This is a genomic window from Nitrospirota bacterium (assembly GCA_035516965.1).
GTDB lineage: Bacteria > Nitrospirota > UBA9217 > UBA9217 > UBA9217 > MHEA01.
This window is the reverse complement of sequence record DATIZR010000062.1, coordinates 1-25113: the sequence shown is the minus strand read 5'-3', so window position 1 is coordinate 25113 and position 25113 is coordinate 1. Positions and strand designations below refer to the sequence as shown.

Genomic DNA, 25113 nt, shown 5'->3' with positions numbered 1-25113 from the left:
CGGGTGTTGTTATTGTCATTACTTGTTCCATTGCGTCATCTACCATTTTTTGAACTGACGGATTTGGCCGGTCACTGTTTTAAGGAAGCCCACAGCGCATCCAATTCTTTTTGGGCAAAGCCACCTAATGGCTTCATTTCGTTTCTCCTTTCGAATAACAGACAAGTATTCTGGAATATCGTTTTGATCAGATACAGCCAGTGCTTATCTAGCCGGCTCCGGCTAGGAAAAAACGATTTTTCGGTATTTACCAGTTAGCAATGATTGTGCCTAGTTTCGATAATTTAAAAGACTATATTCCTGATCGACATGGATGTCAATCGCCGGGTAGGGGTATCAGCGAGGTATCAGCGGTCATTTAATTCTGGATGAAGTGTTGATTGTTAGCAAGAACGACAACTCCAACAGTTCAGGAAGGAAGCCGCAGCGGCAATACTATAACATAAAGCCATATTTCGAGCAGAAATTTTTTCTTTCTCACTGCCTTTATAAAAGTCGAAATAGAGGAAAAGTCTGGGTGTATTTTTTAGTGTATACGAAAAATATCAAAATGAATAGTTTCGGCATTTCAAATGATTAGACGATTTATTCGATTGTCCTCAGCCCATGAATTCTAAAAGGCTAATCGAAAGATTAGCCTTTTTCATTTCTGCTGAGAGGGATTGAACCAAAGCGAGTTTAAGGGAAATGATTTCCCTCATGATTTGGGGGAGAACACGAGGGGATCGGTCCCCTCGTAAAGCGCGTGAGTTCCCCTTCAGCCCTACCACAATAAACGAAGGCTGGTCATAATTGACCGGCCTTTTTATTTTTATGAAGAGAGATCAATAGTGAAGTTCTTAAAGTCTCCCGGTCATTTCCCCGTGATAAAGAATCTCACGATTCTGCCTACAACAGTTATCCCCAGGATAATGCCGGTGATGATCGCAAGGAAGATGGCAAAGATAAGAGTCAACTTGAAGACCAGAAAAAAGAGGGGGATTAAAATTACGCATACTATTATCGTCAGGCAACCGGTTGCAAAGTCTTTTGCTTCCAACATTAAGGTAGTCCTTTCCTTTGCCCTTTCACAGGGCATTTATCATGAATTATAACAGAAGCTGCTTTTGAGGGAAGGGGTTGAAATGACTCTAGATCGTAAACTATTGCAGACCGTTTTTTTGTTCACGCGGAGCCGTGAAGACGCGGAAGACGGTCGATACTGTTTGATTACAGGCAACTTGATATAGATAACCGTTGATTAAAGACATTGTAGTAGTACCCGAACCACCAGTCTCGAACCGTGGTCTTGAGATGGGTTCTCCCCAAAGCCACCTATTTCGGACGAATCAGACGATCATCGATTTTGAAGTCGGCAACAGCGGAAATGGTGACCTGTTTCATGTCCGGATGCGAGGGGTTGATGAGAAGATTGAACTCGTGCTCAACGACCACGGAGGGAACGCGAAGCAAGAGAGTGTCGTTTTTCCCGATCCAGTTCGTGCCCAGCTCGGCAAGCTGCGAGGGTGCCGGATAGGCCCTCCAGCTCTTCGGCAAAGCTGATAGGAAGAGAGAAATGTGTTTCGCATAAAGGTTATCAGGAATGCGGATGGAAGCCATGCTCAAGGCGGAAGGAACCATAGATAGAGGGACGTGCACGAGGTATTCCAGTACGGCAAGCGCTCTCGTTTCCGATGTGTAAACGATGCCCGTGCCTTTGGAATTCCATCTTCCGCCGTATAAACGCGCGCCCGTTCCGGTCAGGTCCCTGATGTGCCGGGTATGCGCTATCCGATAGACCTCCATCAGGAGAACACGCCATGCTCGATCCGGCCAAGTTCGTCCAATACCATTTCCGCACCGAATTTCGAATGGATCAGGCTCAAAGGCGTCTTATCAGCCAATGCCTTGCTCGGCATGTTCATATAGTGCAGGAACTTCTCCCTGCTCATGAATACTTCGGAGCCCCGCGCCGCTATCTCCGCGAGCTGAAGTATCTGCTCTGAGACAACACGATTAAAATGCTTCTTCGGAGCATATCGTTGGATCGTACGCTCGGTGACCGGAAGGACTTCGGCCAGCTGGCGCATTGAAATACTGAGATAGGCAGCCAGGCGAAGGAGCGCCTCCTTCGTTATCCCCTTGTTGCTTAGCTCGATAAAATCCATCCGGCTTTGGATCTTCTTAGGCCTGGCCTTCTTCCCTCCCAGGATCTCTTCAACCGTCGTTGCATATGTCATGACGTTCTCCTCAGCAATCCGGCTGCGACATTTGTCTAAATATTAGCGTTATTTGTCGCAATTGTCAACAACGGAACAAGCGGACACGGTGAGGGCTGATGGAGCAGCGGATTTGTAGTGAGAGATTGGTCGGATAGAGCTCAAAACCCTGCGGTCTTCATGACGTCTCCCCTCCCCGCGCCTGCCTTTGGGGTGCTCTTGAGCCGGGTAACCTCATAAGGCTTACAACCGCACCGGGGCCAGGGGATCCTGGAGCGATTCAGCGACCATGTCGCTCAGGAATCGGACGTTCGTATTGATCGTGTAGTGTCCGACGATATCGGTCAGCTGGGAGTGGCAGTTCTCGCAGGCCGTGGAGACGATGTCCGGCGATACCGCCTTGATCTGGTCTGCCTTGACCCGGCCTGATCGCATGCGGAAATCCTTTTCCCCGATCGCCACGAGACCGCCCCCGCCTCCACAGCACCAGTTCTCCGTCCGGTTCGGCTGCATTTCGACGAAGTCGTCGGTCATTTGCGAGAAGATGTATCGCGGCTCCTCGATCACGCCGCCGTTCCGCGCGAGTTGGCAGGGATCATGGTAGGTGATCCGGCCCTTGATGCGGTTCCTGGCCAAAGTGATCCGCCCCTCCCGCAGGTAGCGGGCGATGACCTCGGTGAAACTGGTCACCCGGAACGGCAAGGCGCCCATCATATGGCGCATGACCCGGTAGGCGGTGCCGCATTCGCAGATGGAAACCTCCCTGACTCTCAGACGCGTCGCCTCGTCGATGATCCGCTGCGCGATCAGCCGGGTCTTTTCCGGATTTCCAAGAAAGGCTCCGAAGTTCACTGCCTCGTAGTAGCTCAGGGACCATTTCTCGCCCGCCGCGTTCATGATCGCCGCTGCCGGCACGATGGAATGTTTTCCCGCCAGCGCCACGTACAGGATGTTCGCATCCTGCACGTCCAGGGGCACGACCTTCTCACCATGGGCCTCCCGCCACCGGCTGAGCACCTCATCCCGCAGCTGTTCGATCGCCCTGGCATAATTGGCCCGTGTTTCGGCCGTCGCTTTGCCCTTCTGGATGGACATGTCCGCCAGCATGCTCAGGACCTTGGGCTCCCGGCCCCCGGCAATAAGCAGGAGCTTGGCAATGGACATGATCATCTGGGTGTCGATGCCGAAAGGGCAGTGAACCATGCAGCGCCGGCAGCCGGTGCAGCTGTATGCCGCCTGGTAGATCGTTTCCACCATGTCGTCGGTCAGATCTGCGCTGTCCCCCAGCGAGGTCCACACGCGGCCCTGGACCTTGAAATAACGCTTGAAGAGCTTGCGGATAACCTCAGCGCGGTGCACCGCCGAATACTTCAGTTCGGGCATGGAGGCGTATACATGGCAGGACCGTATGCACACGCCGCAGCGGGCGCAGGTGTCGAGGTACATGCGCATGGCAACATTCAGCCTGGAATCAAAGCGCGTCAGCAGTTCCCGGCGTACTTCGGGCTCCATAAAGGCCTCCTCGTCTGATCAGGTTCAGGGGCAGCGCGAAGAAGGTATGCACGATCTTGCTGAAGGGAAGGAACATCAGGAAGCAATTGGCGAAGAAGATATGAAGGGCCACGAGCACGTAATGCGGCGATCCCGCGATGCCCGCGGGAACGGACGGCCGGAGCACCAGAAGGCTCGACAGGTATTCGCGGTGACTCTGCACCGCGATGTCGAAGCCCGCCGGAGAGATATAGCTCGCCCAACTCATGTGGGAGCCGGTCAGAACGGTAACGAGCAGGAGCAGCAGCAGAAAATAGTCTTCGGGCACCGAAATCTCCCGGTAGGGCGTCCGGAACCTGCTGACGAGAAAGAAGCACAGGGCGATGGTGAGGACCAAGCCGACCAGACCGCCGCCGAGGAAGCCCTGGTGCGGGAAGATCTGCAGTGCCCGGATCCCTCGTATCAGCTCGATATGCCCGATTACGAGAAGGACCAGCGCGCCGTGGAAGAGCATCAGGCAAAACCACAGCGCCGGACGGTCGGTCCTCACGGTCGGCAGCAGAAAAGTGTCGGCCAGCGCACGGAGCCGGGGATGACGGGGTGCCGGGAAGATCTGGAGGGTCGTGTGCTGGCGCGGGGCCAGCAGGACTTTCATGCCTCTGACGATGACGCCGGCCAGGAACACCCCCAGCGCCGCATAGACCATGGGCACCATGACGAAAGAGTAGATGCGGTCTTGCATGGCCAATACTCCCCGCAGCTGAATTCGTGCAGTAGAAGCCTAACCCGGACAATCAGGAACCGAAAAGACAATGAGAATCGGACACGGAAGGACACGGATAAGGAATAAAATACTCGGGAACCCGTGATCCTTCATAGCCCCTTTCTGTGACACTCAGTGTCAAGGAATTTGACCTGCATGGTCTTTCCCAGGGAAAAGAATCGGGAAAAGAAGTCGATTTCTTCGTGACTGTTCTTGATTAGTGGAGCCGCTTCACGTAGAACCTGATCTCCCCCGATGCCTGGTCTGTCCCGACGATCTCCTGCCCGGTGCTCGTCGCCCAGGCGGGAAAGTCGGCCAGTGACCCGGGGTCGGTGGTGATGGCCTCGACAACCTGGCCAACAGCCACGGACGTGATCTCCTGGCTGATCTTGATCACCGGCATGGGACAGGGAAGCCCCTTGAGGTCCACGACCCTGTCCGGTTTCAGTTCGATAGACATGACGCACCTCCCTTCAGATGAAAAGCTGCACCCTGCTCGTCTGCGCTTCCGCCAGGAACGAGGCCACGCCGCAGACCTTCATGTTCGGGTAATCGATCATTTCCTCGCGCTTGAATCCCATCAGGCCCATGGACATCTCACAGATGCAGATCTCGACGCCCAGTTGTCCGGCAAGGGCCAGCATTTCCTCCAGGGAAGCCACTTTTTTCTTCTGCATCAGCATCTTCATCATGGCGCTCCCCATGCCGCCCATGTTCATCTTGGACAGCTTCACCTTCGTCGCGCCTTTCGGCAGCATGAACCCGAACATCCTGGACATCAGGTTCTTGCCGCGGGCCGTCTTTCGCGGGTCGCGCAGCGCAGCCGTGCCCCAGAACGTGAAGAAAAGCCTCACCTTCATTCCCATTGCCACCGCTCCGGTAGAGATGATGAGGGAAGCCAGGAGCTTGTCGAGGTCGCCCGAAAAGACCACCATCGAGATCTTGTTCTCCACCGCAGGAAGCCGTTCCTCTGCCTGTTGCTGTTCCATTACAACCTGGGCCGTACTCATGTTCATATCCTCCTCTCCAAGATTAATGAACCTTACCGAAAGCTCTTACAATCGATCGTCTTCAGGCACCCGACCCTCGTGCTTGATATGCTCGAGAGCCTTGACCAGCTGTTCAAGCGCCGGCAGGATCATGGACCGCTTGTCTTCCGGGACCTGGGACAGGACCCGGTGACACTGTGCGGCCTGCTCCTCCGCGATTGCCTGCCGGACGTCCCTTCCGCGGTCCGTGAGCTCGATGATATTGTGACGCCGGTCGGCATGATGTTCGTTCTTGATGAGGTACCCCTTCTGTTTCAAGGATTCCACGATGCGGCTGATCCTTCCTTTAGACAGGTCCTGCCGTTCCACCAGTGCGGCCGAGCACAGCTTCCTGCCGGGTTCCATGACCGAGATGAGGGCAGCCTCCGCGCCCGTAAGATCGAACTTCCCGCAGATCGTCTCCTGCGTCAGGGTAAAGCACTGGCTCAGTTTCCTGACGAGAAGCGGCATCTTTAAGGAGGCGTCCGCGCCGTTTTTTTCTTCAACGCTCATATAGTTTCTATTAGCAACCATTGTTACTAGCAATTATATATGACAATATTAAGAATTGCAAGGTTGCCTTGTTATTAATTTTGTTAACTTTAAATTATTTTTTAATTATTTTAATTCAGTGTATTATATTCAGCAATTGAATGTAATAAACTAGATTTACTGCGAGGTAGAGTGCGAGGTAGGGGTTGATATCTAATCGCAAAAAATTAAGTGAATTACGATCAGCAGGCCACTGGAGGCAGGATTTTTATCTCTCTATATCGGTCGCCGGCGTTATCGCCGGATGACAAGCAGCGTGCGCCTGTCCCCGTTCGCTGCCGCGCACTTTACCTGGGTACCGCAGCCCTCGCCGTACACCAGCTCGATCGCCTCGACAAAACCAGGGTTCAGATCACGCGAACCCGGCGCTTTCCGTACGTTGCAGTTGAACAGAAAGGCATCGTTGATCATGGCCAGGACCTCACGACCTTCCGTGAAATGCATGGGCCAGAGCAGGCAGACCTTCGGCTTCACCTGCTCCAGGGGCAGGCCGAGCGTCTTTGCGACGGTGTGCAGGGAGCAATGGATACGGTGATGTGACCAGTAGGCGAAGAGGCAGAGGCCGTCTTCGGTCGTGTCGATGGAAAAAAGCCCGTGTTCCTCTTCCTCGAATACGTTGTCGTATCCCCATGCGGTCAGAAGATGGGGGCAGAGCCTGGCAGCCTCGGGCAGGACCTTGATGATCCTCTTCAACTCCACGGCGCTAACACAGACCTCATACGACGAGCAGCAGCAACGCTCGCCCTTGGCGCAGCCTCTGCAGCGGTTTTCCAGCGACAGGAGCGACTCTACGTCTACCTCCACGCTGCTGCGCTGCTGCGGTGGTCGCTTCCGGCGGAGTTGTTTCGGATCCTTCGATCGCATAGGCGTTAAGGAGTGAACGGGACGGAGATGACGGTGCTTCGACAACACAGTATGCAATGATCGTAAGATAACCGACCCTGCAGGCCAGACAACAATAGCACTCCAGGGTGACAGGGTCAAGCCTCAAGACCGGCCCAGAGCCTCAATGCCGAAGGGCAAGATCCTCTCCTCTGACGGCCGATGCATGTGATACAATGAAATTATACCTTTCCCGCATGTATATCGTCGCCTCGACGGTATATTCTGAAACAGGGCGGTCTGTCATGACGGTCTGCCTGCAAGGTCTGCAAGAACGTCAGCGTCGAGAAAAGCTGGCGGATTCTCCGTAGCCGCGCAGAAGAAGTCCTGCAGGCGACTCTATTCACTGCCAGCAGAGGGAACAACAGACAGGGGGATGTTCTCTTTTTTCAAGGAAGCCGCTTATGTCATTTTCGTCAATAACGTGGAAAGTTGTGTTGATGGCAGTCCTGATATGTTCCAGCCCCGCGCTGGCCGCAGACCAGGTGGTGATAGCGGATTTCTCGTCCGCGATCGATGCCGCCGGCACACCCGCTGGATGGCAGGTCAAGGAAAAAACGGGAAAGGCGGATTTCGCAGTCGTCAAAGACGATGGCGTTGCCGCCGTCCGCCTGCGGAGTGCAAAAACCTCTTTCTCCCTGCAGAAGGAAGTTCACGTCAATCTCAGACAGTACCCGGTTCTCACCTGGACCTGGAAGGTTACCAAGCTGCCCAGCGGAGGAGATTTCAGAAAATCGGGCACCGACGATCAGGCGGCCCAGCTCTTCCTCGCATTTTCCAAGACCCAGGCGATCGTCTATATATGGGACACGACGGCTCCCCAGGGCATCATGGCGGACACGGCCGCGCCCTTCTTCATGTCCATCAAGGCCGTCGTCGTGCGTTCCGGCAAGACCGGAACCGGCTCCTGGATCACCGAAACCCGGAACGTTTACGACGATTACCGGAAGCTCTTTGGCGGGGAGCCGGGTGAGGTCAACGGCATGAGGATACAGATCAATTCCCAGCACACCGGGACGTCGGCCGAAAGCTACTTCGGTGGCATCTCTTTCAAAAAGCAATAAAAAGCGGTATGCTGCGTTTTCCCTTCCGTTTGCCCCCCCGGGATGATATTTAAACTACCTAAAGTTTACGGTAAATAAGCCGATACCTCTCTCAGCAGAACCTTGAATACACGAGAAGGACCTATTTCAACGCTTCTGTCGATTGAATTCCCTGATTATAGCCTGAAGGGACGGGATATGAAGACAATACTGCTGGTTGATGACGACCGCGATGTCTTAAGTTTCCTGGAGGACAGTCTGATCTCATTTGGATACAACGTTATTGCAAAATCCGATCCCGGACCGGCTCTCTCCGTGGTCAGGGAAGGAACGAAAGTTGATCTTGTATTGACTGATTACGCGATGCCGGGAATGAACGGACATGATTTTTTCAGTGAGATTCGACGGTATTCTCCATCAGTCCCCGTAATTATCCTTACCGGCTATGATACCGTCGAGACCTATTTAAAATCTCTCAGCCTCGGGCTCACCGACTGCCTTTCCAAACCAATTCGATCAAAGGATTTATACCGCGTCGTCAAAGCGGCGATGGAAAAGCCTCATGCATTCAGCTAGAGGAACTCCGGGGCAGTCATGGACGGTTGACTCCCCCCGCAGGGGGAGGACAATGTTTGGTTCACGCTGAGACGTACCCTGTTGTCGTAAGAACGCGGGCACAAGCGAAGACTCGGAGGACGGGAGACGGTCTACGATGCGGTGGACACCCGCTTTCCACTTTGTGATCTCTGTGTCTCCGTGTGAAATCTTGATTCTGGCTGCTCTTCGACAATAGAAACCCATAATTAATTTCGGTTTATTCTCACACAATGCCACGAAACCACGAAGGGGCTCAACCTAGTGAGAGCCTCTGTGATATCTCATACACCGTCTCCAGCAATCCCGGAACCCTGTCGCTTCCCCTTCCCCGCGTCTCCCTGTCCGTCTTCTTCCCGGGACGTCACGGCTTGTAATACATCAGCTGCCGCGCGAAAGGAGCCACGTCGCGGATGAGGTTCTGCTGCTCCTCAATCGACATGGGCTCGAACGATTCGGCGAACGCCGCGTTCTGCTCCAGCTGTTCGATGTCGTCGCAGCCTATGACAATGTTGGTTATTGGCTGGGAGAGGGCAAAGCTCAGGAAGGGCTTCATGGTGGTGTACCCGGGCAATTGGGAAGCGTATCCGCGCAGATAGACCTTCATGCCGATGATCCCCATGTTCTTCTCCCGGGCCAGGGGCAGGACATGATCGATAAAGCTCCTGTACTTCGGCTCGGCGGGATTGACCGGCATCAGCACCGTATCGAACGGGAAATGTTCGATGCACTTTTTTATGATGGCGGGATCGTGATGGCCGGTGACCCCGATGAACCGCGTTTTTCCCTGCTCCCTTGCCTCCTGAAAAGCTTCGATAGCGCCGCCCGGTCCGAAGATGGCCGCGATGTCCACTTCCTCCCGCACATCATGCACCTGCCAGAGGTCCAGGTGGTCGGTCCCCATGCTCCGTAGCGTCTCATGCAGATGGGAGAGAGCACCCTTCTTGTCACGGCTGTGGGACTTGCTGGTAAGGAAGATATCCTTGCGCCGCTCCCGCAGCGCTTTCCCGTAATAGGATTCGCTTCCCGAATAAGCCCGCGCAGATTCGCAGTAGGTAATGCCCAGATCCAGAGCCCGATTGATCAGAGCGCAGGCAGCCTTGTCCCGGCCAAAGGTCCTGAGGACACCTTCTCCGCCGAGGCCAAGCATGGTGACGGCCTGTCCTGTTTTTCCGAGAATGCGGGTTGGGATAGTCATGTCGGGATTATAGCACTCCTGATGACTTGAGCCTGATCGGCACGGACTGCTAATTCTTCATTCCTAATCCTTAGTTTCTATTTCTCACTTCTTCACAACGATCTTATGGCCTTCACATTCCACTGTGTGACCCGACCGGATCTTGCATCGTCTGCGGAGTTCCACCTGCCCGTCTACCGTTACGCGGCCTTCCGCAATCGCCGTCTTTGCCAAGCCGCCGCTGGCGAACAAGCCCGTGACTTTTAACAGGTCATTGAGCTCGATGTATTCCCTGCCTTCCAGCTTGAACTCTGTCATGATCTTTCTCCGCGGTCTCCGCAGCTCCGCTCAGGTATTATTTTTTCCGCGGATTACGCAGATTAACGCAGATAGATTCTCAATGAGAGCGAGAAGCAAAGACTTGATATTCGGTTTGCTTGGCTTTAAACCCAGAAGTGGTTTCATTGCTTTCTGCGGCATCTGCGGATAAATAGGTTTTGCGCGTTTACTCATGCCGAGCAGTTACATTCGATGTTGAAACTATTATAAGACTGTTAATAAGCAATAGACCTGGCTCAAATTATTTTTTCACCAGTCCCCGCAATATTCGAAGGCCTGCGTTGTGGTCAATCGCTGTATGTTCTCTCCTGTTTCGGACATCCGGTAAAGATTCGAAAGCGATTCAGCATCCTCCCAGTCGCAGCTGCTGGAAAAGATGATCTCTTGACCGGACCATATGGGAGACGAATCGGCTCCCCGTGCAGGAGGCTCGAACAGAACGATCTCCCCCGTATCCACATTGAGCCTGCGGAGGTGGGGCGTACCCAGGTCGCAGCGAAAAATGAGCCAGTTCCCGTCCGGCGACCAGGATGGGTTCGCATGCAGGCAATCATCCACCGTGAGTTGTCTCTGGTTCCCGCCTGCGGGGTCCATGACCAGGATTTGGGAGGACTCGCTTCCGGGCGAGAACTGGACGAAGGCGATCAGGTCGCCACGGGGCGACCACATTGGGTTCAGGTGCTCCGAAGGCCCCGTGGTAAGTTTGGTGAATCCCGTCCCGCTCATATTGATGATATGCACCTGCTGGAGTCCCATTTCGTCAACGCCGGAAAACACGAGCCGGCTGTCATCGGCTGACCAGTCAACGCTGCTGATGTTGAGATCTCCGGTCGTGATCTGGGCCGTTTTCCGCGTCGCAAGGTCCATGAAGAATATGTTGTACAGCTTCTTGGGGTTGTTCTTCGTGCTGACAAAGGCGATCATGGTCCTGTTCTTGTTATACCGGGGCGCCGCATTGTCCGTGTATTCCCCGTTGGTCCCCGGGTTCATCGTCAGCCGGGTCTCATTCTTCCCGTCCGGGTCGATGGCATAAATGTCGTTGAACATCTCCTTGCCGTCTCCGTGGAACCGGGTAAATACGATGCGAGCTTGATCCATGGGCGAGCCTCTTTCCTGTTCTCTGGGAACGTTGATTATTGAACGACAGATTAACAAGGAATAAGGATATTGTCAAACCGCAGCGGCCCAACGGGGTCTGGCAGATAAATAGGGAGGATGGCGGGAAAGTAGAAACCTCAAAAATGCTCCGGAATGGCAAAATCAACACAAAAGACCTGCCCCGGGATGTCGGGGAGTATGCGCCGGATGGTAAAAGGGATTGCCTCTCACTACGGGAAATCAGGGAGACCGCACTTCCCGTTATCCGTTTCTGATTTTTGCCTCGAACGAGCTCTTCTGCTGCTTGTCCTTCTGTTGCTGCACTTCATGCACATGCTTCATTGCTTTCTGCTTCTGGCTCTTTTCCTTGCCCTTCTTACCGCCCTTGTCTCCCATTGTGCGCCTCCTTTTAACTGAATATCGTGTCTGTGATGATTATAGCATAATATCTTTCCCCTTCGCTGCACAGGAGAGACTGGGAGGAGATGATATTATGCTGACAGGGAACGAGGTAGATCGGTTTGTCTCATTCAGGTTAATTCTGGATCACTTCTCGATCCTGGACATTCATATCAAACATACTCTTTCGGGAAAATCAGGAATGAGTACCCTTTTCCTTTCATTTTTGTTATACTTTTTTCGCCACCCCGTGATCCGGGGAAGTAGCGGGCGGGAGGATGTTCTCCATGAAGATGAAAGAACTTGTTTTGAAGAACCGGAGCTATCGGCGCTTCCATCAGGAAGTCAGTGTGGGCAGGGAAACGCTGAACGAGTTGGCCGATCTCGCACGGCTGTCCGCGACCGGCGGCAACATGCAGCCGCTCAAGTTCATCCTCTCCGAAGATGCCGCGAGGAACGGCCGGATATTCCCGACCCTGACATGGGCCGCCTATCTGAAGGACTGGTCCGGGCCCGGCGAGGGGGAGCGGCCTGCCGCCTACATCATCATCCTCGGGGACAAGCGATTGAAGCCTTCCTTCGGCTGCGACCATGGGATCGCGGCGCAGAGCATCCTGCTCGGCGCCACGGAGAAGGGCCTCGGAGGCTGCATCATTGCCTCGATCCAGAAGCCCGCCCTGGCCCAGGTCCTGTCCCTGCCGGACCACTTCGAGATCCTGCTGGTGATCGCGCTCGGCAAGCCCCGGGAGATTGTGGTGATCGAGCAGGTCAGGCCAGACGGGGACATCAAGTACTGGCGCGACAGCCAGGGCGTTCACCATGTGCCGAAGCGTTCGCTCGAAGACCTGATCGCGGGGTAGAACGCTTCTCCCCGCGTCCCCCGAACCCCGGATGTCCGGACCGGAGGATGCGTGTTCCGGCGTTCCGGAACCATTGCCAAGGAGGAACCAAATGAAAAAGACGCTGCTGTGCTTCGTGCTGCTGATCATGGTGGGGACCGCGCCCGCCTTTGGCGCGGACGTGGTGCGCCTCGGGACCCTGAAGTTCGCCCACTACGGCGCGGTCTGGTACATGAAGGAGATTGCGCAGAAGTACGGCATCGAGATCCAGGAGCGCGTGTTCCCCAAGGGTATCGACATCATCCCGGCAATCATCGCCGGGGAGATCGACGTATCGGCCAGCGCCGTGGACGGGGCGATTGCCGCCCGCGCCAGCAACGTTCCGATCGTGATCGTTGCCGGGTTCGCCAGCGGCGGGGCGCGCATCGTCGGACGGCCGGACATACACTGGACCTCCGTTGCCGACCTGAAGGGCAAAAAGGTCGGCGTTCCGCGCGGCGGAGCGCAGGAGCTGGTCCTGCTGGCCGAGCTGGGCAAGCACAACCTTTCCTTTTCCGACAAACCGGGCAAGGACGTGCAGATCGTCTATCTGGCCTACGCGGACCTGAACCAGGCCCTGATGGCCAGGAACATCGACGCCATGTGCCAGTCCGAACCCCAGTCCACCCAGGCCATCAGCAAGGGGTTCGGCGTGGAGATCATCAAGCCCTATGACACCCCCGTCGGAGAGCCCATACGGACCCTGATCATGACCGAGGCGATGTACAACACCAGAAAAGACGTGGCCGCACGGTTCATGAAGTGCTTTGTCGAGGCGACCAAGTATTTCATCGAGAACCCGAAGGCCGCGGAACAATACGTCCGGGAAAAGATGTTCAAGGGCCAGCTGAGCGCCGAGGACTACCACGATGCCATGGAGAATGCGGCTTTTACCTATGATGTCACCGTGCAGCAGGTCCAGGTCTCCACGGACATGATGGCAAAATACGGGATCGCGAAGATGGCGTCCCCGCCCGCGGCGAAGGATTACGTGAAGGTCGACCTGCTCGAGAAGGCGAAGAAGGAACTGGACGCGAAATAGTCATGAAGCGCCTGAAGAGGAAAAACCATCACTCCCTGTTCGCCCGGTTGCTGCACGCCGTCGCGCTGCCGGCGGGTCTGCTCGTGGTCTGGGAGCTGCTTTCCCGGAACGGGTTCATCAGCCCCCATGTGCTCCCGGCCCCGACGCAGGTCTTCCTCCGGTGGGTAGCCTACGCAAGACCGTTGGAGCCATACGATCCGGCCGCGATGAACTACCTCACCTGGCTCTTTTCCGGCGAGCTGCCCCATGACGCGCTTGCCACCGTCATGCGGGTGCTGGTCGGCTTCGGCATCGGCGCCGGGCTCGGCCTGGTGCTCGGGCTGCTCATGGGCGCCAGCGCCTTCATCTACAACCTGTTCAATCCGCTGATCCAGATCCTGAGGCCCATCCCCCCCATCGCCTACATCCCCCTCGCGATTCTCTGGTTCGGGCTCGGCAACCCGCCCGCGTTCTTCCTGATCAGCCTCGGCGCGTTCTTCCCGGTACTGATGAACACCATCTCAGGTGTCCGGCACGTGGACGGCTTGTTCATCCGCGCCGCTCGCAACGTGGGCGCGGGCGGCCTGACCCTGTTCGTACGGATCATCATCCCCGCGGCGACCCCCTACATCCTGACGGGCCTGCGCGTCGGGATCGGCGTAGCCTTCATCGTGGTCATCGTCGCCGAGATGATCGCGGTGAACGACGGGCTCGGCTACCGCATTCTCGAGGCGAGGGAATACCTCTGGTCCGACAAGATCATCGCCGGCATGATCACCATCGGACTGCTGGGCCTGGCCATCGACACCGTGATGAGCAGGATCAACAACCGCCTGCTCCGCTGGCACCAGGGGCAGGAATGATGGAGCGCATGCTTGTCGGCGCTAAGGACATGACCGTGAACGACATCAAGAGCAACGCCTCCCCGACCCCCCAGGTCGTCGTCGAGAACGTGCGCAAGACCTTCAGCAGCAAGGGCCGCGAGATCGTCGCCCTCGCCGGCATCGACCTCACGATCTCCAGCGGAGAATTTGTCGCCGTGCTCGGTCCTTCCGGCTGCGGCAAATCAACGCTCCTGAACGCCTTGGCGGGATTTTCCCTGCCCACCTCGGGCAGGGTGATCGCCAACGGCGCGGAAGTGACCCACCCCGGTCCGGACCGGGGGATGGTCTTCCAGGAATACGCCCTCTTCCCCTGGATGACCGTGGCGGAGAACGTCGCCTTCGGCCTGGAGATCAAGAAGATGAAGAAGCAGCTGATCCGGGAGCAGGTGGACAGGCTCCTGGAAAAGCTGCAGCTCCTCGAGTTCCGGGACCGGTTCCCCAAGGACCTCTCCGGCGGCATGAAGCAGCGTGTGGCGATCGCCCGCGTGCTGGCCCTCGATCCGCCGATCATGCTGATGGACGAGCCCTTCGGCGCGCTCGATGCCCTGACCCGCCGCACCATGCAGGACGAGCTGCTCCGCATCTGGATGGAGTTCCGGAAAACGATCGTCTTCGTCACCCACGGCATCGAGGAGTCGATCTATCTCGCCGACCGCGTGGTCGTGATGACCTACCGTCCGGGCACGATCAAGCGGCTCGTTCCCGTCGAGCTTTCGCGCCCCCGCGATGTGGCCTCGCCCCGGTTCATCGCCCTCCAGAAGGAGGTCTCCGCCCTCGTCATGGAAGAACAGATGCGCTCCCGCAGGGACGAGCGACCTGCCTAGCCGACGTTTGTTATGGCGTTTTTTTCATACCCCCTTCGCCTGTGCCCAGCGCTTACGAGTGCATAGCGCGCGTGCAGGGTGTGAACTGAATGAAATAAATTGAGCACGCCTTAAAACCTTATTCATCGCGCAAAGCCGCAAAGTCGCAAAGGTAACTTGAAAAAATTGAGGAGTGTCGGACTGGCGTGAAACAGGAGCCGGAGAGTTACGCACTCCGGTCCGCTGTCGATCGGGGCGGCATGACACATCGATAAAAACAGTTCTGAACCTGGCCTTCAACTCCCGCAGTAATTCAATAGGGCAGTGATGAACAGGCAGACGCAGCGAAAAAGGCCGACATCAAGAATAAAGACCCGGCCGTATCATGCCCTAATTTTTTTTCTTCGAAGCGCGCCGTTTGCCTCTGGCGAGGGTCGGCTTTTTCGAAGCCGGATCCTTTCGCCCCTTCACCGCACCCGGGGCGGACACCTCCAGGGGCGCTCCCTGAAGCCGTTTGTAATAGAAGTTCTGTCCGTACAGCACGCTGACCGGGTTGTGTCCGGTCACCCGGTCCTTGACCACCAAGGTCGTGACCGGGGCGTCGGAGTGCTTTGAGAACAGCATGTCGTGTCCCACGCAGAGCCCGACGATGATGTTCATGTCTGTCTGCGCTGCATTCAGAAGCCGCGCCTGGGCGATCGGGTTGCACGCGGGTTCGAACGTTCCCGGTCTCACCTTGTCCGCGTCGGTTATACCCAGCTCTAGCTTGTCCATGCTGCCGGCCTTGCAGCAGACCGAGAGGGGCTCGAAGCCCTGGGCACGAAGGATCAACGCCAGCCGGTTTGTCTCATCCAACAGGCCGATGCAGGTGGCGATCCCGATCCGCCGGTACCCCATGAGCTTCGCGAAGGCGATGGTATCCTCCACCCGCGTCCACCGTGCGTTGATCGTTTCCGTCCCCGGCGTCCGCTGATAACACAGGCCCTCGACCTGCGTGGCCACGCGGGCAATCTTCGCGTCCTCGCTCGATCCCCGGTACTCGTCGAAGGCATCATTGATGAGCGGCAGATGTTCCCGGGAGGGACAATATCCCGGCTTGGCAGGAGCCTGCGCCTGGTCGGCGCTCCAGCAATTTGTTTTCCCCTGCTTCTGCCACACGGCTCCGCAGAGACTGCAGCTGAACTTCGTCATACAAAACCTCTCTTTCGTCCGGCTTTCCCGGGGTGTAAGGAACGTGCCATGCCGAGAGTATCAAAGATAAAGGGACAAGTCAAACAGGACAGGACCGACGCCGGGGATTTTCCATTCACTCGAAAGCAGACGACATACTATCCGGCGGTTCAAATTACCCAATGTAGGTATTTTCGCATGATATGATGGTTAAATTCCTGTCTTCAGAATGTATGTTGAACGCCCCGGGATGAATCTTGTTTCTAACCGACTGATATATTGTTCGTTTTAAATCATGCTTCGATCGCAATGATAAGGTATTAATCTTGCTGTATGTCATATATAAAAGTGAGCGATATTCGTTCTGCAACATTGTGAATATGAATACTATGCAAACAATCCTGCTCGTCGATGATGATCCGGCCGTTTTAATGCTCTATGAGCTCATGCTGAATGACCTGGGGTACGACGTTATCCCGAAACCCGATGCCGGGTCTGCGCTCGAGCTTATCCGGCAGGGAATTCCGATGGATCTTGTCATTACCGATTATCAGATGCCGGGCATGAACGGCCTTGAATTTATCGGTGTCCTGAGGCAGATCCTGCCATCGGTACCGGTGCTCATGCTTACCGGGTGCTGCAACGCGGATATCGATCCTGGTTTGGGAATAAGTGAATTGATTTCCAAGCCGGTAAGTGAAAAGGAACTGGGACGGAGCGTGAAATCAGCTCTTGAAAAAAGGAGCGCGGACATTCTTATCTTCCGAATTGACCGGGGAATCGATAGACGTCCGTCCCCCGGCACCCTGTAACCGGTGAAGCTTGGGGATGCTTGGTGACGCTGTTACCTTCATTGCATTTCTTATACGATAGCAGTCATGCCCCCGCTCAGAAACATCGTCCCCTATCTTCTTTCTCATGGATACAAGTCAATCTCGATCGCAACAGCCTCACTTCTCCTCTGAACATGCTCGGAAAGCCGATCAGGCCCTGGTCGCTCTTGAAAACGGTTTTCTTTTCAATACCGCTGGACGAGACAGGGTAGACTGCGCGGGGATATCCTGACCGGAGAGAACCCGCATGAGGGAGAGAAAGAGACAAGGCAAGAGGTCAAGCAGAAAAGGACAGCCTCTGAGCTCCTCAGGGTCTGCTTTCCATATCCATCAGAGCTTTTTTCAGTTCGGCCAGGTCTTCCCCGGTGGTATTCTTGTCGCTGCCGTTCTTCGACCGGGCGCAGAATCCCTTCGCCGCCACATCAACGGAATCCGCCTCTGCAATGCAGCCGCAGAACGAACTCACCACATTCACATCCTTGCACTTATCGGGAATGGTCTTCATACGTCACCTCCTTCCGAACCTGCTGCTGTTTCTATTGTATCAGACAGGTCGAACGAGCGTACAATAAAGGCGCTGCAATGGAAGAAGTGATCGTTTTCGTTTGGTTGATTGCTAAAGGATTCAATAACCAGGATTGATAAGGCAAGGACTTCAGCATAGGCAAGGTAAAATATCAAAATTCGAGATCTGGCCCTATAATCACGTTCACTGCAACAACGACTGGTCACAGCAGATGGGCGGTTCGTTCTTTGTCCCCGCGTCTGCCTTTCCAGAAGTGCGTCCGGCTTATTTCGGATGCTGCTGCTTGTACGTGGCTACGGCAGCCTTGAGGTCGCTGTATTCTTCGCAAGGGAAGAAACAAAGCTTGTCCAGTTTGGCCAGATGCTCCTCGGCCTTGGCGAGATCGCCGGCCATCAGATAGGCCTCGCCTATATACTCGTGTGCACCGCGATGCCTGGGGTTGATCGCGAGCGCCTGCTCGTAGTATTTGAACGCCGCGTCGAGATTGCCGCGATTGCGCTCGGTAAAACCCATCAGGTTGAGAATGTCGGCGTTCTTAGGGTCGCGCTTCACCGCTTTGTTCAGCAACTCGATGGCCGTGTCCCAATTCTTTTCCTTGATCGCCTTTTCTGCACGGACGACGTCGGGATCAGCAGGCGCACGAGACGTATCGCTGCCGTAGCCGCTTGCGCGGGCCGCGTCGGGCCGCACGAGTGCGAGGCCGATAACGCAAAGGATCAGCACAGAGTAAGTAAACGTCTTCATAGGGGTCCTCCTGGTGCCTCTGGTAGAGCAGAAAAAATAAGATCCTTTCCTCCGATATGAATAAGTATATCACCTCGCCACTCTTCCAAACTGGGCGTCCCTGAAGGCTCCCATGATCTTCACTTCATCGGTCATTTTCCCCGCGGGACCTCGATCTCGAACCTGCAGCCCGGCCGTTCGCCGTGGTCGCAGCGCTCGGTCACCGGAAGACCGGTGAGCGTGCTCAGGAACGATTCCATGGCCGCACAGGACCGCACGTCGGCTTGAACGGCCCGGGAGATGAGGCAGCCGTTCCCCCTGATCACGATCTTCCCGTCTTCCTCGCTCATCTCAGCCAGGGAACCCAGCGAGCGAAGCACGTTCACGACGCCGATCACGCGCTCCCGGGCGTTCCCGGCTGGGCGCGGAACAGCTGCGGCCATGCCCTGGCCCACTTCCTTCATGATCGACGCAAACTGCCGCGACGGCAACCGACCGCCCAGGACCCTCACGAGCCCGGTCAGGACGATCGAATAAGCCAAGGATGATCCGACCTCGGCCCCTGCCCGGATGCCGTAGACCGCCGCCGGCCTGCGGGTCCCTTTGAGCTGTCCCTGGACCTCAACGACCCCCTCCCGCTGAAGCAGAGCGATCTGGGCACGCACAGCGTTCCTGGTCACGCCTAATGCTTCCGCGAGCTCCTCGACGGTCCGCTGGTCCTTGAGCAGGAGCTCAGTGATGCGGCCGCGGGTACCCATGTGTTTTTCCGTGTGCGGCGATCCAGGGGTCATGAAAATCCTCCTTGGTACTTATGCTGTAGATAGTACACCCTTTTTACCCTATTTGTCAATTAAGTAAAATTCTATTTTGACTTAATTGCATAAAAGCGCTATTATTGCACCAGGAAACAGTGCACCACGACAGAGATCAAGGGGGTACAGGCCATGAAACGGATACTATTCATAGGGACGTTAATGCTGGTCGCAGCGGGGATGCTGTTTTTACCAGTTTCCGCGACAGCGATGGAGTATCAGAAGACGGGTACGGTCGTTTACACGCAGTCGGTCGTAGATCTGCGGAACACCATGCGGCAGTTGTGGGAGGATCATATCGTCTACACACGGAGCTTCATCACCAGCGCGCTGGCCGGGCTTGATGACACCGGAAAGGTCGCTGAACGGCTTCTCAGGAACCAGGACGACATCGGCAATGCCATCAAGCCGATCTATGGCGATGAGGCGGGAAAGAAGCTGTCCGCCCTGCTCAGGGACCACATCCTGATCGCAGCGGACATCGTGGCCGCAGCCAAGGCCGGTGACAACGACGGCGTTGCCAAGGGACAGAAAAGGTGGACGGCAAACGCCGACGACATCGCCGTTTTTTTGAGTAGTGCCAACCCGAATTGGCCGGTCCAGAAGTTGAAGGACATGCTGTACATGCACCTCGCGTTCACAACGACCGAGGTTGTTTCGCGTCTCAAGAAGGACTGGTCCGCGGACATCGAGGCCTATGACAAGGGCCATGTGCACATGCTCATGTTCGCCGACATGCTCACCGACGGGATCGTGAAACAGTTCCCGGCGAAGTTCAAGTAGGAGAGAGGCGGGATGTGCTGTGGGATGCCTGGGGACGTTGTTGCCCGTGTTGCATTTCTCATTTGATAGCAGACATGCACGCTCAAAACAACGTCCCCTCTCTTCTTATCTTCCCATGTTCTTATCTCCCCATTGACTCCCGACCTTGTTTGTACTATTCTCACGGCATCGGAATCATGCAAATACCGCCTCGACGGGCTGGTGCCTGATAGTCCGATCGGCCCTTGATGGTCATGAAAGGTCCCAGGGGCAAACCAATAGATCAAGCCTGATCCTCAATGGATCTGGTCGGTCCCAAACGAATCCTTATGTCCCCTCTTCGCGGGAAACTGCTGAGATCGCTCAACCTGAAGACGAAGATGACCCTGGGCGTATCCACGGTCGTCATCCTCTCCCTGTCCCTGGCCGGATATCTTGCGACCTCGTACTTCGAACGGCAGCTCAGGACCACCATCGACCGGAACCAGTTCCTGCTGGCATCGGCAATCGCGAACGAGATCGATACGAAGCTGCTGCTGGCCCGTCAGCTGCTCATCCTCGCTGCCCGGGAAGTTCCCCCCGCAGCGCTGCGCAGCCCCGAAGCTGCCCAGCGCTTCCTCGACAGCAAGGCCTATCTCACCAGTTTCTTCGATAATCATTACACCCTCGTTTCCGCCGCCGGCATATCCATCGCCGAGGCGCCCTTTACCCCGAACAGGCGGGGCAAGGATTATTCGTTCCGCCCCTATTTCAAGAAGACCGTCGAGTCGCAGAAGCCCATCATTTCCGATCCCTATTTCTCCTCGCAGACGCATTCCCATCCGGCGATCATGATGACCGCCCCGATCTTCAACAGCAAAGGAGCATTGGCCGGCTTTCTCGCAGGCAGCATGGACCTCATGGGAGACAACATCCTGGGGGACATCGCCAAGATCAAGGTCGGGAAGAACGGATTCCTTTCGCTCACGACGGCGAACCGGATCATGGTAATGCACCCCGACAAGACGCGGATCATGCAGCCGATCCCGGCCGGGAACAAGCTGTATGACGAGGCCCTGGAAGGCTTTGAGGGGACCCAGGATACCGTAACGACCGGCGGTATCCCCATGGTGACCTCGGTCAAGCGCATGAAGGTCAACGGGTGGATCGTCGTCGCCAACCTTCCCCAGGCCGAGGCTTATGCGGCCATCAATGAGATGAAAGTATATCTCCTGGCGGCCGGGGCAGGCATCGTGATGGTCGTTTCCGTCATCATCTCCTTCCTGATCCGGCGGTACACGGGGCCGCTCCATCGTCTTACCCGTCACGTCAGGGAGCTGTCCCGCAAAGAGGGCGTGGACAAGCTGGTCCGGCCCGAAACGGACGACGAGATCGGGACACTGTCCCGGGCCTTCAATACGATGGTGTCTGAGCTGGACCAGCAGCATGAGGCCCTCCGCGAATCGGAAGAGCTCTTCCGTACGCTGGCCGAACAATCGCTGGTCGGCATCTATCTCATCCAGGACGGCCTCTTCCGGTATGTCAACCCCCGGTTCGCTCAGATTTTCAGGTACGCCGCGGACGAGCTGACGGACAGACTCGGTCCGCGCGACCTCGCCCATCCCGATGACTGGCCGGATGTGCAGGAGCATATCCGCAAGAGGATCGACGGCGAGGTCAAATCGCTCCACTATTCCTTCCGGGCCAGCACCAGGGAGCTGGATCTCATTGACGTCGAGGTGTACGGTTCCGCGACGATCTACCGCGGCCGTCCGGCGATCATCGGGACGATGGTGGACATCACCGAACGGACCGTGATCGAAGAACGTCTCAAGCGGCTCGCGCTCTATGACGATCTCACGGGGCTGCCGAACCGCTCGTTGTTCTTCGACCGGCTCCACCAGCTTCTGGAGCTGGCAAAACGGAACCAATTCGTTGTCGCTGTTCTCTTTATCGATCTCGACCGGTTCAAGGCTGTCAACGATACGCTGGGACACGAAATGGGCGACCTTCTGCTCAAAGAAGTTTCGCGGAGGCTGACCTCCTGCACCCGGTCTGCGGACACGGTGGCGCGCGTTGGCGGCGACGAGTTCGTCGGCATCTGTGGAAAGATCGCAGCGCCCGATGATGCGCTTGTTCTTGCCCGGAAGATCAACAACGCCCTGTCCAAACCATTCATGCTCAGGGACCATGAATGCTCGATCGGCGCAAGCATCGGGATCAGCCTCTTTCCGGAGGACGGAAGCGATCCGGAAACACTCCTCAAAAAGGCCGATAACGCGATGTATCGAGTGAAAGAAGGCGGGAAAGGCGGCAACCTGCTCTACCGCGATATGATCAGAACTGCGGAAAGCTGAGGCAGGGAAACAAGGACCAATCAACAGATGCCGGGTCATACCCGTCAGTACTTATTCGTCGGGGGCCACAGGCAGGCCTGCCCCTAAGATGTTCCTCTTTTTCATCACAGCGATCACTCACCACGTCGCCTCACCGTCCCCGCGTTTGCCTTTCCGTCTGACATTACGCTTTCAAGGGGTGATCCTCAGATGAGGCTGTCTCCCCGTCTCCCCGTCTCCCCGTCAGCATGTCACCGCGTCCCTGCGACAGCCCTCTCTCCCGCCAGCGGCAGGGTAAAGATGAAGGTGCTCCCTTTTCCGTGCGTGCTCCTGGCCCAGATCCTTCCTCCGTGGTATTCGACGATCTGGCGCGTTATGGCAAGGCCGAGGCCCGTGCCTTCCGTGGCCGCGGTCAGCACGTCGTCCGACCGGTGGAATTTCTCGAATATGAGTTCGATATGTTCGGGCGGTATCCCGATGCCGGAGTCGGAGATCTCGACCACGAGCTGCGCCGTCTCCTGGCGAAGGGCGACCTGTATCGAGCCTCCCCGCGGCGTGAACTTGACGGCATTGGAAAGGATGTTGGTCACGACCTGCACAAGGCGGTCGCGGTCGCCCGAAACAGCCGGAAGAGGAGGCGTGAACTCGACGGCCACCCGGAGCCCCTTGTTCTCGAAGAGGACCCCCATGCTCTCGATGACCGACTGGATGATGTCCTCCAGGGAGACCGGTGCGAACTGCCATTTCACCGAGCCCGCTTCGATCCGCGAAAGATCGAGCAGGTCGTTGATCAGGCGCGCAAGCCGGTCGGTCTCGACCTTCACCGTGTTCATCAGCTTCACTTTTCGCTCATCGGGCATCCCCTTCTTCACGAGCAGCAGCTCGACAAAGGCCTTGATGGTCGTCAGCGGCGTGCGCAGTTCGTGGGAGACCGTCGAGATGAAGTTTGTCTTCATCGTGTCGAGCATCCGCAGTTTCTCGTTGGCCTCCTGCAGCTGTCCGATAAGCTGCTCCCGCTCCTTTTCAACACGATTGCGGTCGGTGATGTCGTTCACCAGGCAGACGGTCGCAACCGGTTCCCCGCGGTGGTTGCGCATCAGGGAAGCGGACAGGTTGAACGTGCGGGAACCGCCGTTGTGCGGCCCGCATTCGACCTCCACGTTCCGGACCGCGCCTTTCCCGACGAGCGACACGATCCGTTCCGCAAGTTGTTGGCACGTTGTCATGCCGTCCATCGGCCGCCTGCCGACGAGGTCCTGTTCACGGCATCCGAGCAGGCTGCACGTTTCCTGATTGACCAGCCTGACCACGCCCTCGAGGTCGAGCACGATCAACGCATCGTTCATGGTGGCGATGATCTCACGGGCGGCGAACGCAGGCGTGATGTCCACGAGGCGATGGCGCCATATCGTCCTCGAGACGAGGACCAGCATGCAGATCATGGGGATATAGCTCAGCGGGTAGTAGGGAACCCCGATGGCGGGCAGGAAATCAAGCGCGCCGAGGTAGCCGATGCCGAAGGCTATGAGGAACGCCTTTGCGCGGCGGTTCCTGGTGGTATTCCGGTCCGATCTTCTATAGACAACCCAATACTCCCGGAGCGTCATAGCCGTCATGACGGAGAAATAGCCCATGAACAGAAAGGACGGCCACCGGAACCTCAGGAAGATGCCCCAGGAGTAATGGTTCAATCCGTCGAACAGGACGTCCGTCAGCAGGGTCACGGCCAGGAAGATTGCCGAGATCGTCCATGCAAGCCGGACGCGCTGCCGGTTCGGGCCGTCCGTTTGCATCACCACGACCGTAAAATGGTACAGCGCCGCGGGCATCATGGTGACGCCTGCGTTGGCAAAGGTCATCCATCGGTACGCCATCGCCTCCGAAGACTGGAACAGGGCCACCGAGGCGCAGAACATCCAGGCGGAGGCTGCCAGGGTGTAGCCGAGATAGAGAAGGCTTTCCCGGGCGCCTCTTTCCCGGATCACGACGATGAGTCCGAGCAGCAGGATGGCAAGGGCCGTGAAGAGCGGAGGGAGGGCATGCGGGTTGATATATAAATCGGTAGCCGGGAACATGCGAACAGGGAGCGCCATGGGGTGAGTATAACACAGGGATATCAGAATCTCACTAGTTCCGATATGCTCCGGAGGCGCCCTTTATACCATTGTGAGACTGCTTAAAGAGCGACCCCATACTAACCTGACCCGGACAAGCCGGATCAAAACCAGTAGCTAAAGGCGTCTCTCGCGGAGCACGCGGAGGACGCAGAGTTTAAAACCAAAACCCGAAAGTCTTTCGTGGCGAATTATTTTTTGGTTTTCTCTGCGAGCTCTGCGCCTCTGCGAGAAATTTTCTCGCCCTTTTGCAAAGAATTTGATTTGTTAGTTACTAAGACGTCCTTCTAGAGCTCGACGATCCTCGTGCTGATCTCGATCGCGGCCTCGGCGCCCTGGCCGGCTGAGATGATCGCCTGGGAGTGGCCGTGGCGCAGCGCGCCGAGAACGAAGAGGCCGGGGATGCTCGACTCGCCGTTGCCCCTGGTCGCGATCTTGAACCCATCGGCATCGCGTTCGATCGGGAGACCCTCGAGGTACTCGTCGTTCAGGGAGATCCCGCCCCACCCCAGGATGACCTCGCAGGGTATGACACGGCCGTCGCTGAGCCGCACGCCCTCGAGGGTCTTCTCGCCGAGGAGCTCTTCCGGCCGCCCCTCGACCAGGCCGATCCCCTCCTCCTCGAGAAGCGCCTTGTACGCCGGCGCCGGGGAGAAGCCGTGGCTGAGGAAGGTCACGTCGCTGGTGAACATCCGCTTCATGGCGACG

General features: G+C 56.6%; 28 protein-coding genes. 10 read left to right on the top strand and 18 right to left on the bottom strand.

The window, feature by feature from the left end; genetic code table 11:
• Nucleotides 1–830 precede the first annotated feature (830 nt).
• The gene (locus tag VL197_09825; GenBank protein HUJ18275.1) at nucleotides 831–1094 is read left to right on the top strand and encodes a hypothetical protein; all 264 of its coding nucleotides are present in this window, start codon (nucleotides 831–833) and stop codon (nucleotides 1092–1094) included.
• A 220-nt stretch (nucleotides 1095–1314) separates the two neighbouring features.
• Here VL197_09825 and VL197_09820 read toward each other — a convergent pair whose 3' ends face one another.
• The 8 genes from VL197_09820 to VL197_09785 form a co-directional block, all read right to left on the bottom strand.
• Nucleotides 1315–1785 (bottom strand): RES family NAD+ phosphorylase, encoded by a 471-nt coding sequence (locus VL197_09820; protein HUJ18274.1) that lies wholly within the window; start codon nucleotides 1783–1785, stop codon nucleotides 1315–1317.
• Nucleotides 1785–2219: an antitoxin Xre-like helix-turn-helix domain-containing protein gene (locus VL197_09815; protein HUJ18273.1), complete on the bottom strand. Its 435-nt coding sequence runs from the start codon at nucleotides 2217–2219 to the stop codon at nucleotides 1785–1787. The genes VL197_09820 and VL197_09815 overlap by 1 nt, the downstream gene beginning before the upstream one ends.
• A gap of 222 nt (nucleotides 2220–2441) precedes the next feature.
• Nucleotides 2442–3710 carry a (Fe-S)-binding protein gene (locus VL197_09810; protein HUJ18272.1) on the bottom strand — a complete coding sequence of 423 codons (1269 nt, stop codon included), beginning with the start codon at nucleotides 3708–3710 and terminating at the stop codon, nucleotides 2442–2444.
• A complete protein-coding gene (locus tag VL197_09805; GenBank protein HUJ18271.1) occupies nucleotides 3670–4431 on the bottom strand; it encodes a respiratory nitrate reductase subunit gamma in 762 nt (253 codons plus the stop codon). Before VL197_09805 ends, VL197_09810 begins: the two co-directional genes overlap by 41 nt.
• A gap of 238 nt (nucleotides 4432–4669) precedes the next feature.
• Nucleotides 4670–4912, bottom strand: coding sequence for a sulfurtransferase TusA family protein (locus VL197_09800; protein HUJ18270.1), 243 nt, complete (start codon nucleotides 4910–4912; stop codon nucleotides 4670–4672).
• 13 nt (nucleotides 4913–4925) lie between these two features.
• Entirely contained in the window at nucleotides 4926–5462 is a 537-nt protein-coding gene (locus VL197_09795) for a DsrE/DsrF/DrsH-like family protein (protein ID HUJ18269.1), read from the bottom strand.
• A 45-nt stretch (nucleotides 5463–5507) separates the two neighbouring features.
• The gene (locus VL197_09790; protein HUJ18268.1) at nucleotides 5508–5993 is read right to left on the bottom strand and encodes a MarR family winged helix-turn-helix transcriptional regulator; all 486 of its coding nucleotides are present in this window, start codon (nucleotides 5991–5993) and stop codon (nucleotides 5508–5510) included.
• A gap of 273 nt (nucleotides 5994–6266) precedes the next feature.
• Complete coding sequence (locus tag VL197_09785; GenBank protein HUJ18267.1) at nucleotides 6267–6836, bottom strand: hypothetical protein; 570 nt, start codon at nucleotides 6834–6836, stop codon at nucleotides 6267–6269.
• Between the two features lie 518 nt (nucleotides 6837–7354).
• Here VL197_09785 and VL197_09780 point away from each other — a divergent pair.
• Nucleotides 7355–7978 carry a DUF3047 domain-containing protein gene (locus tag VL197_09780; protein ID HUJ18266.1) on the top strand — a complete coding sequence of 208 codons (624 nt, stop codon included), beginning with the start codon at nucleotides 7355–7357 and terminating at the stop codon, nucleotides 7976–7978.
• Nucleotides 7979–8155: 177 nt separating this feature from the next.
• Nucleotides 8156–8533 carry a response regulator gene (locus tag VL197_09775; protein ID HUJ18265.1) on the top strand — a complete coding sequence of 126 codons (378 nt, stop codon included), beginning with the start codon at nucleotides 8156–8158 and terminating at the stop codon, nucleotides 8531–8533.
• Nucleotides 8534–8915: 382 nt separating this feature from the next.
• On the opposite strand, the gene VL197_09770 is transcribed toward VL197_09775, so the two are convergent.
• The 4 genes from VL197_09770 to VL197_09755 form a co-directional block, all read right to left on the bottom strand.
• Nucleotides 8916–9749, bottom strand: a complete 834-nt coding sequence (locus VL197_09770) for an aldo/keto reductase (protein ID HUJ18264.1) — start codon at nucleotides 9747–9749, stop codon at nucleotides 8916–8918.
• An 84-nt stretch (nucleotides 9750–9833) separates the two neighbouring features.
• Nucleotides 9834–10046, bottom strand: coding sequence for an RNA-binding S4 domain-containing protein (locus VL197_09765; protein HUJ18263.1), 213 nt, complete (start codon nucleotides 10044–10046; stop codon nucleotides 9834–9836).
• 270 nt (nucleotides 10047–10316) lie between these two features.
• Entirely contained in the window at nucleotides 10317–11165 is an 849-nt protein-coding gene (locus tag VL197_09760; protein ID HUJ18262.1) for a hypothetical protein, read from the bottom strand.
• Between the two features lie 261 nt (nucleotides 11166–11426).
• A complete protein-coding gene (locus VL197_09755) occupies nucleotides 11427–11561 on the bottom strand; it encodes a hypothetical protein (GenBank protein ID HUJ18261.1) in 135 nt (44 codons plus the stop codon).
• A gap of 290 nt (nucleotides 11562–11851) precedes the next feature.
• On the opposite strand from VL197_09755, the gene VL197_09750 reads away from it, so the two are divergent.
• From VL197_09750 to VL197_09735, 4 genes are all read left to right on the top strand, one after another.
• Entirely contained in the window at nucleotides 11852–12424 is a 573-nt protein-coding gene (locus VL197_09750) for a nitroreductase family protein (protein ID HUJ18260.1), read from the top strand.
• 127 nt (nucleotides 12425–12551) lie between these two features.
• The gene (locus tag VL197_09745; protein HUJ18259.1) at nucleotides 12552–13484 is read left to right on the top strand and encodes an ABC transporter substrate-binding protein; all 933 of its coding nucleotides are present in this window, start codon (nucleotides 12552–12554) and stop codon (nucleotides 13482–13484) included.
• A 2-nt stretch (nucleotides 13485–13486) separates the two neighbouring features.
• Nucleotides 13487–14326: an ABC transporter permease gene (locus VL197_09740; GenBank protein ID HUJ18258.1), complete on the top strand. Its 840-nt coding sequence runs from the start codon at nucleotides 13487–13489 to the stop codon at nucleotides 14324–14326.
• Nucleotides 14327–14355: 29 nt separating this feature from the next.
• Nucleotides 14356–15171, top strand: a complete 816-nt coding sequence (locus VL197_09735) for an ABC transporter ATP-binding protein (protein ID HUJ18257.1) — start codon at nucleotides 14356–14358, stop codon at nucleotides 15169–15171.
• Nucleotides 15172–15540: 369 nt separating this feature from the next.
• Here the strand turns inward: VL197_09735 and VL197_09730 are convergent, their stop codons facing one another.
• Nucleotides 15541–16341, bottom strand: a complete 801-nt coding sequence (locus tag VL197_09730) for a DUF1847 domain-containing protein (GenBank protein ID HUJ18256.1) — start codon at nucleotides 16339–16341, stop codon at nucleotides 15541–15543.
• Between the two features lie 368 nt (nucleotides 16342–16709).
• On the opposite strand from VL197_09730, the gene VL197_09725 reads away from it, so the two are divergent.
• A complete protein-coding gene (locus tag VL197_09725; GenBank protein HUJ18255.1) occupies nucleotides 16710–17132 on the top strand; it encodes a response regulator in 423 nt (140 codons plus the stop codon).
• Nucleotides 17133–17460: 328 nt separating this feature from the next.
• Here the strand turns inward: VL197_09725 and VL197_09720 are convergent, their stop codons facing one another.
• From VL197_09720 to VL197_09710, 3 genes are all read right to left on the bottom strand, one after another.
• Nucleotides 17461–17658: a hypothetical protein gene (locus VL197_09720; GenBank protein HUJ18254.1), complete on the bottom strand. Its 198-nt coding sequence runs from the start codon at nucleotides 17656–17658 to the stop codon at nucleotides 17461–17463.
• 285 nt (nucleotides 17659–17943) lie between these two features.
• On the bottom strand, nucleotides 17944–18423 hold the full coding sequence (locus tag VL197_09715; GenBank protein ID HUJ18253.1) for a tetratricopeptide repeat protein: 480 nt from the start codon (nucleotides 18421–18423) through the stop codon (nucleotides 17944–17946).
• Nucleotides 18424–18554: 131 nt separating this feature from the next.
• Nucleotides 18555–19193 carry a helix-turn-helix domain-containing protein gene (locus VL197_09710; protein HUJ18252.1) on the bottom strand — a complete coding sequence of 213 codons (639 nt, stop codon included), beginning with the start codon at nucleotides 19191–19193 and terminating at the stop codon, nucleotides 18555–18557.
• A 153-nt stretch (nucleotides 19194–19346) separates the two neighbouring features.
• Between VL197_09710 and VL197_09705 the strand changes: the two genes are divergently transcribed.
• Nucleotides 19347–19997, top strand: a complete 651-nt coding sequence (locus tag VL197_09705; protein ID HUJ18251.1) for a glycosyltransferase — start codon at nucleotides 19347–19349, stop codon at nucleotides 19995–19997.
• A 308-nt stretch (nucleotides 19998–20305) separates the two neighbouring features.
• Nucleotides 20306–22312: a diguanylate cyclase gene (locus VL197_09700; protein HUJ18250.1), complete on the top strand. Its 2007-nt coding sequence runs from the start codon at nucleotides 20306–20308 to the stop codon at nucleotides 22310–22312.
• Between the two features lie 230 nt (nucleotides 22313–22542).
• Here VL197_09700 and VL197_09695 read toward each other — a convergent pair whose 3' ends face one another.
• Nucleotides 22543–24384 (bottom strand): ATP-binding protein, encoded by a 1842-nt coding sequence (locus VL197_09695; protein HUJ18249.1) that lies wholly within the window; start codon nucleotides 24382–24384, stop codon nucleotides 22543–22545.
• A gap of 308 nt (nucleotides 24385–24692) precedes the next feature.
• Nucleotides 24693–25113 (bottom strand): NAD(P)/FAD-dependent oxidoreductase (locus tag VL197_09690; protein ID HUJ18248.1); only part of this gene is annotated, 421 nt, incomplete at its 5' end.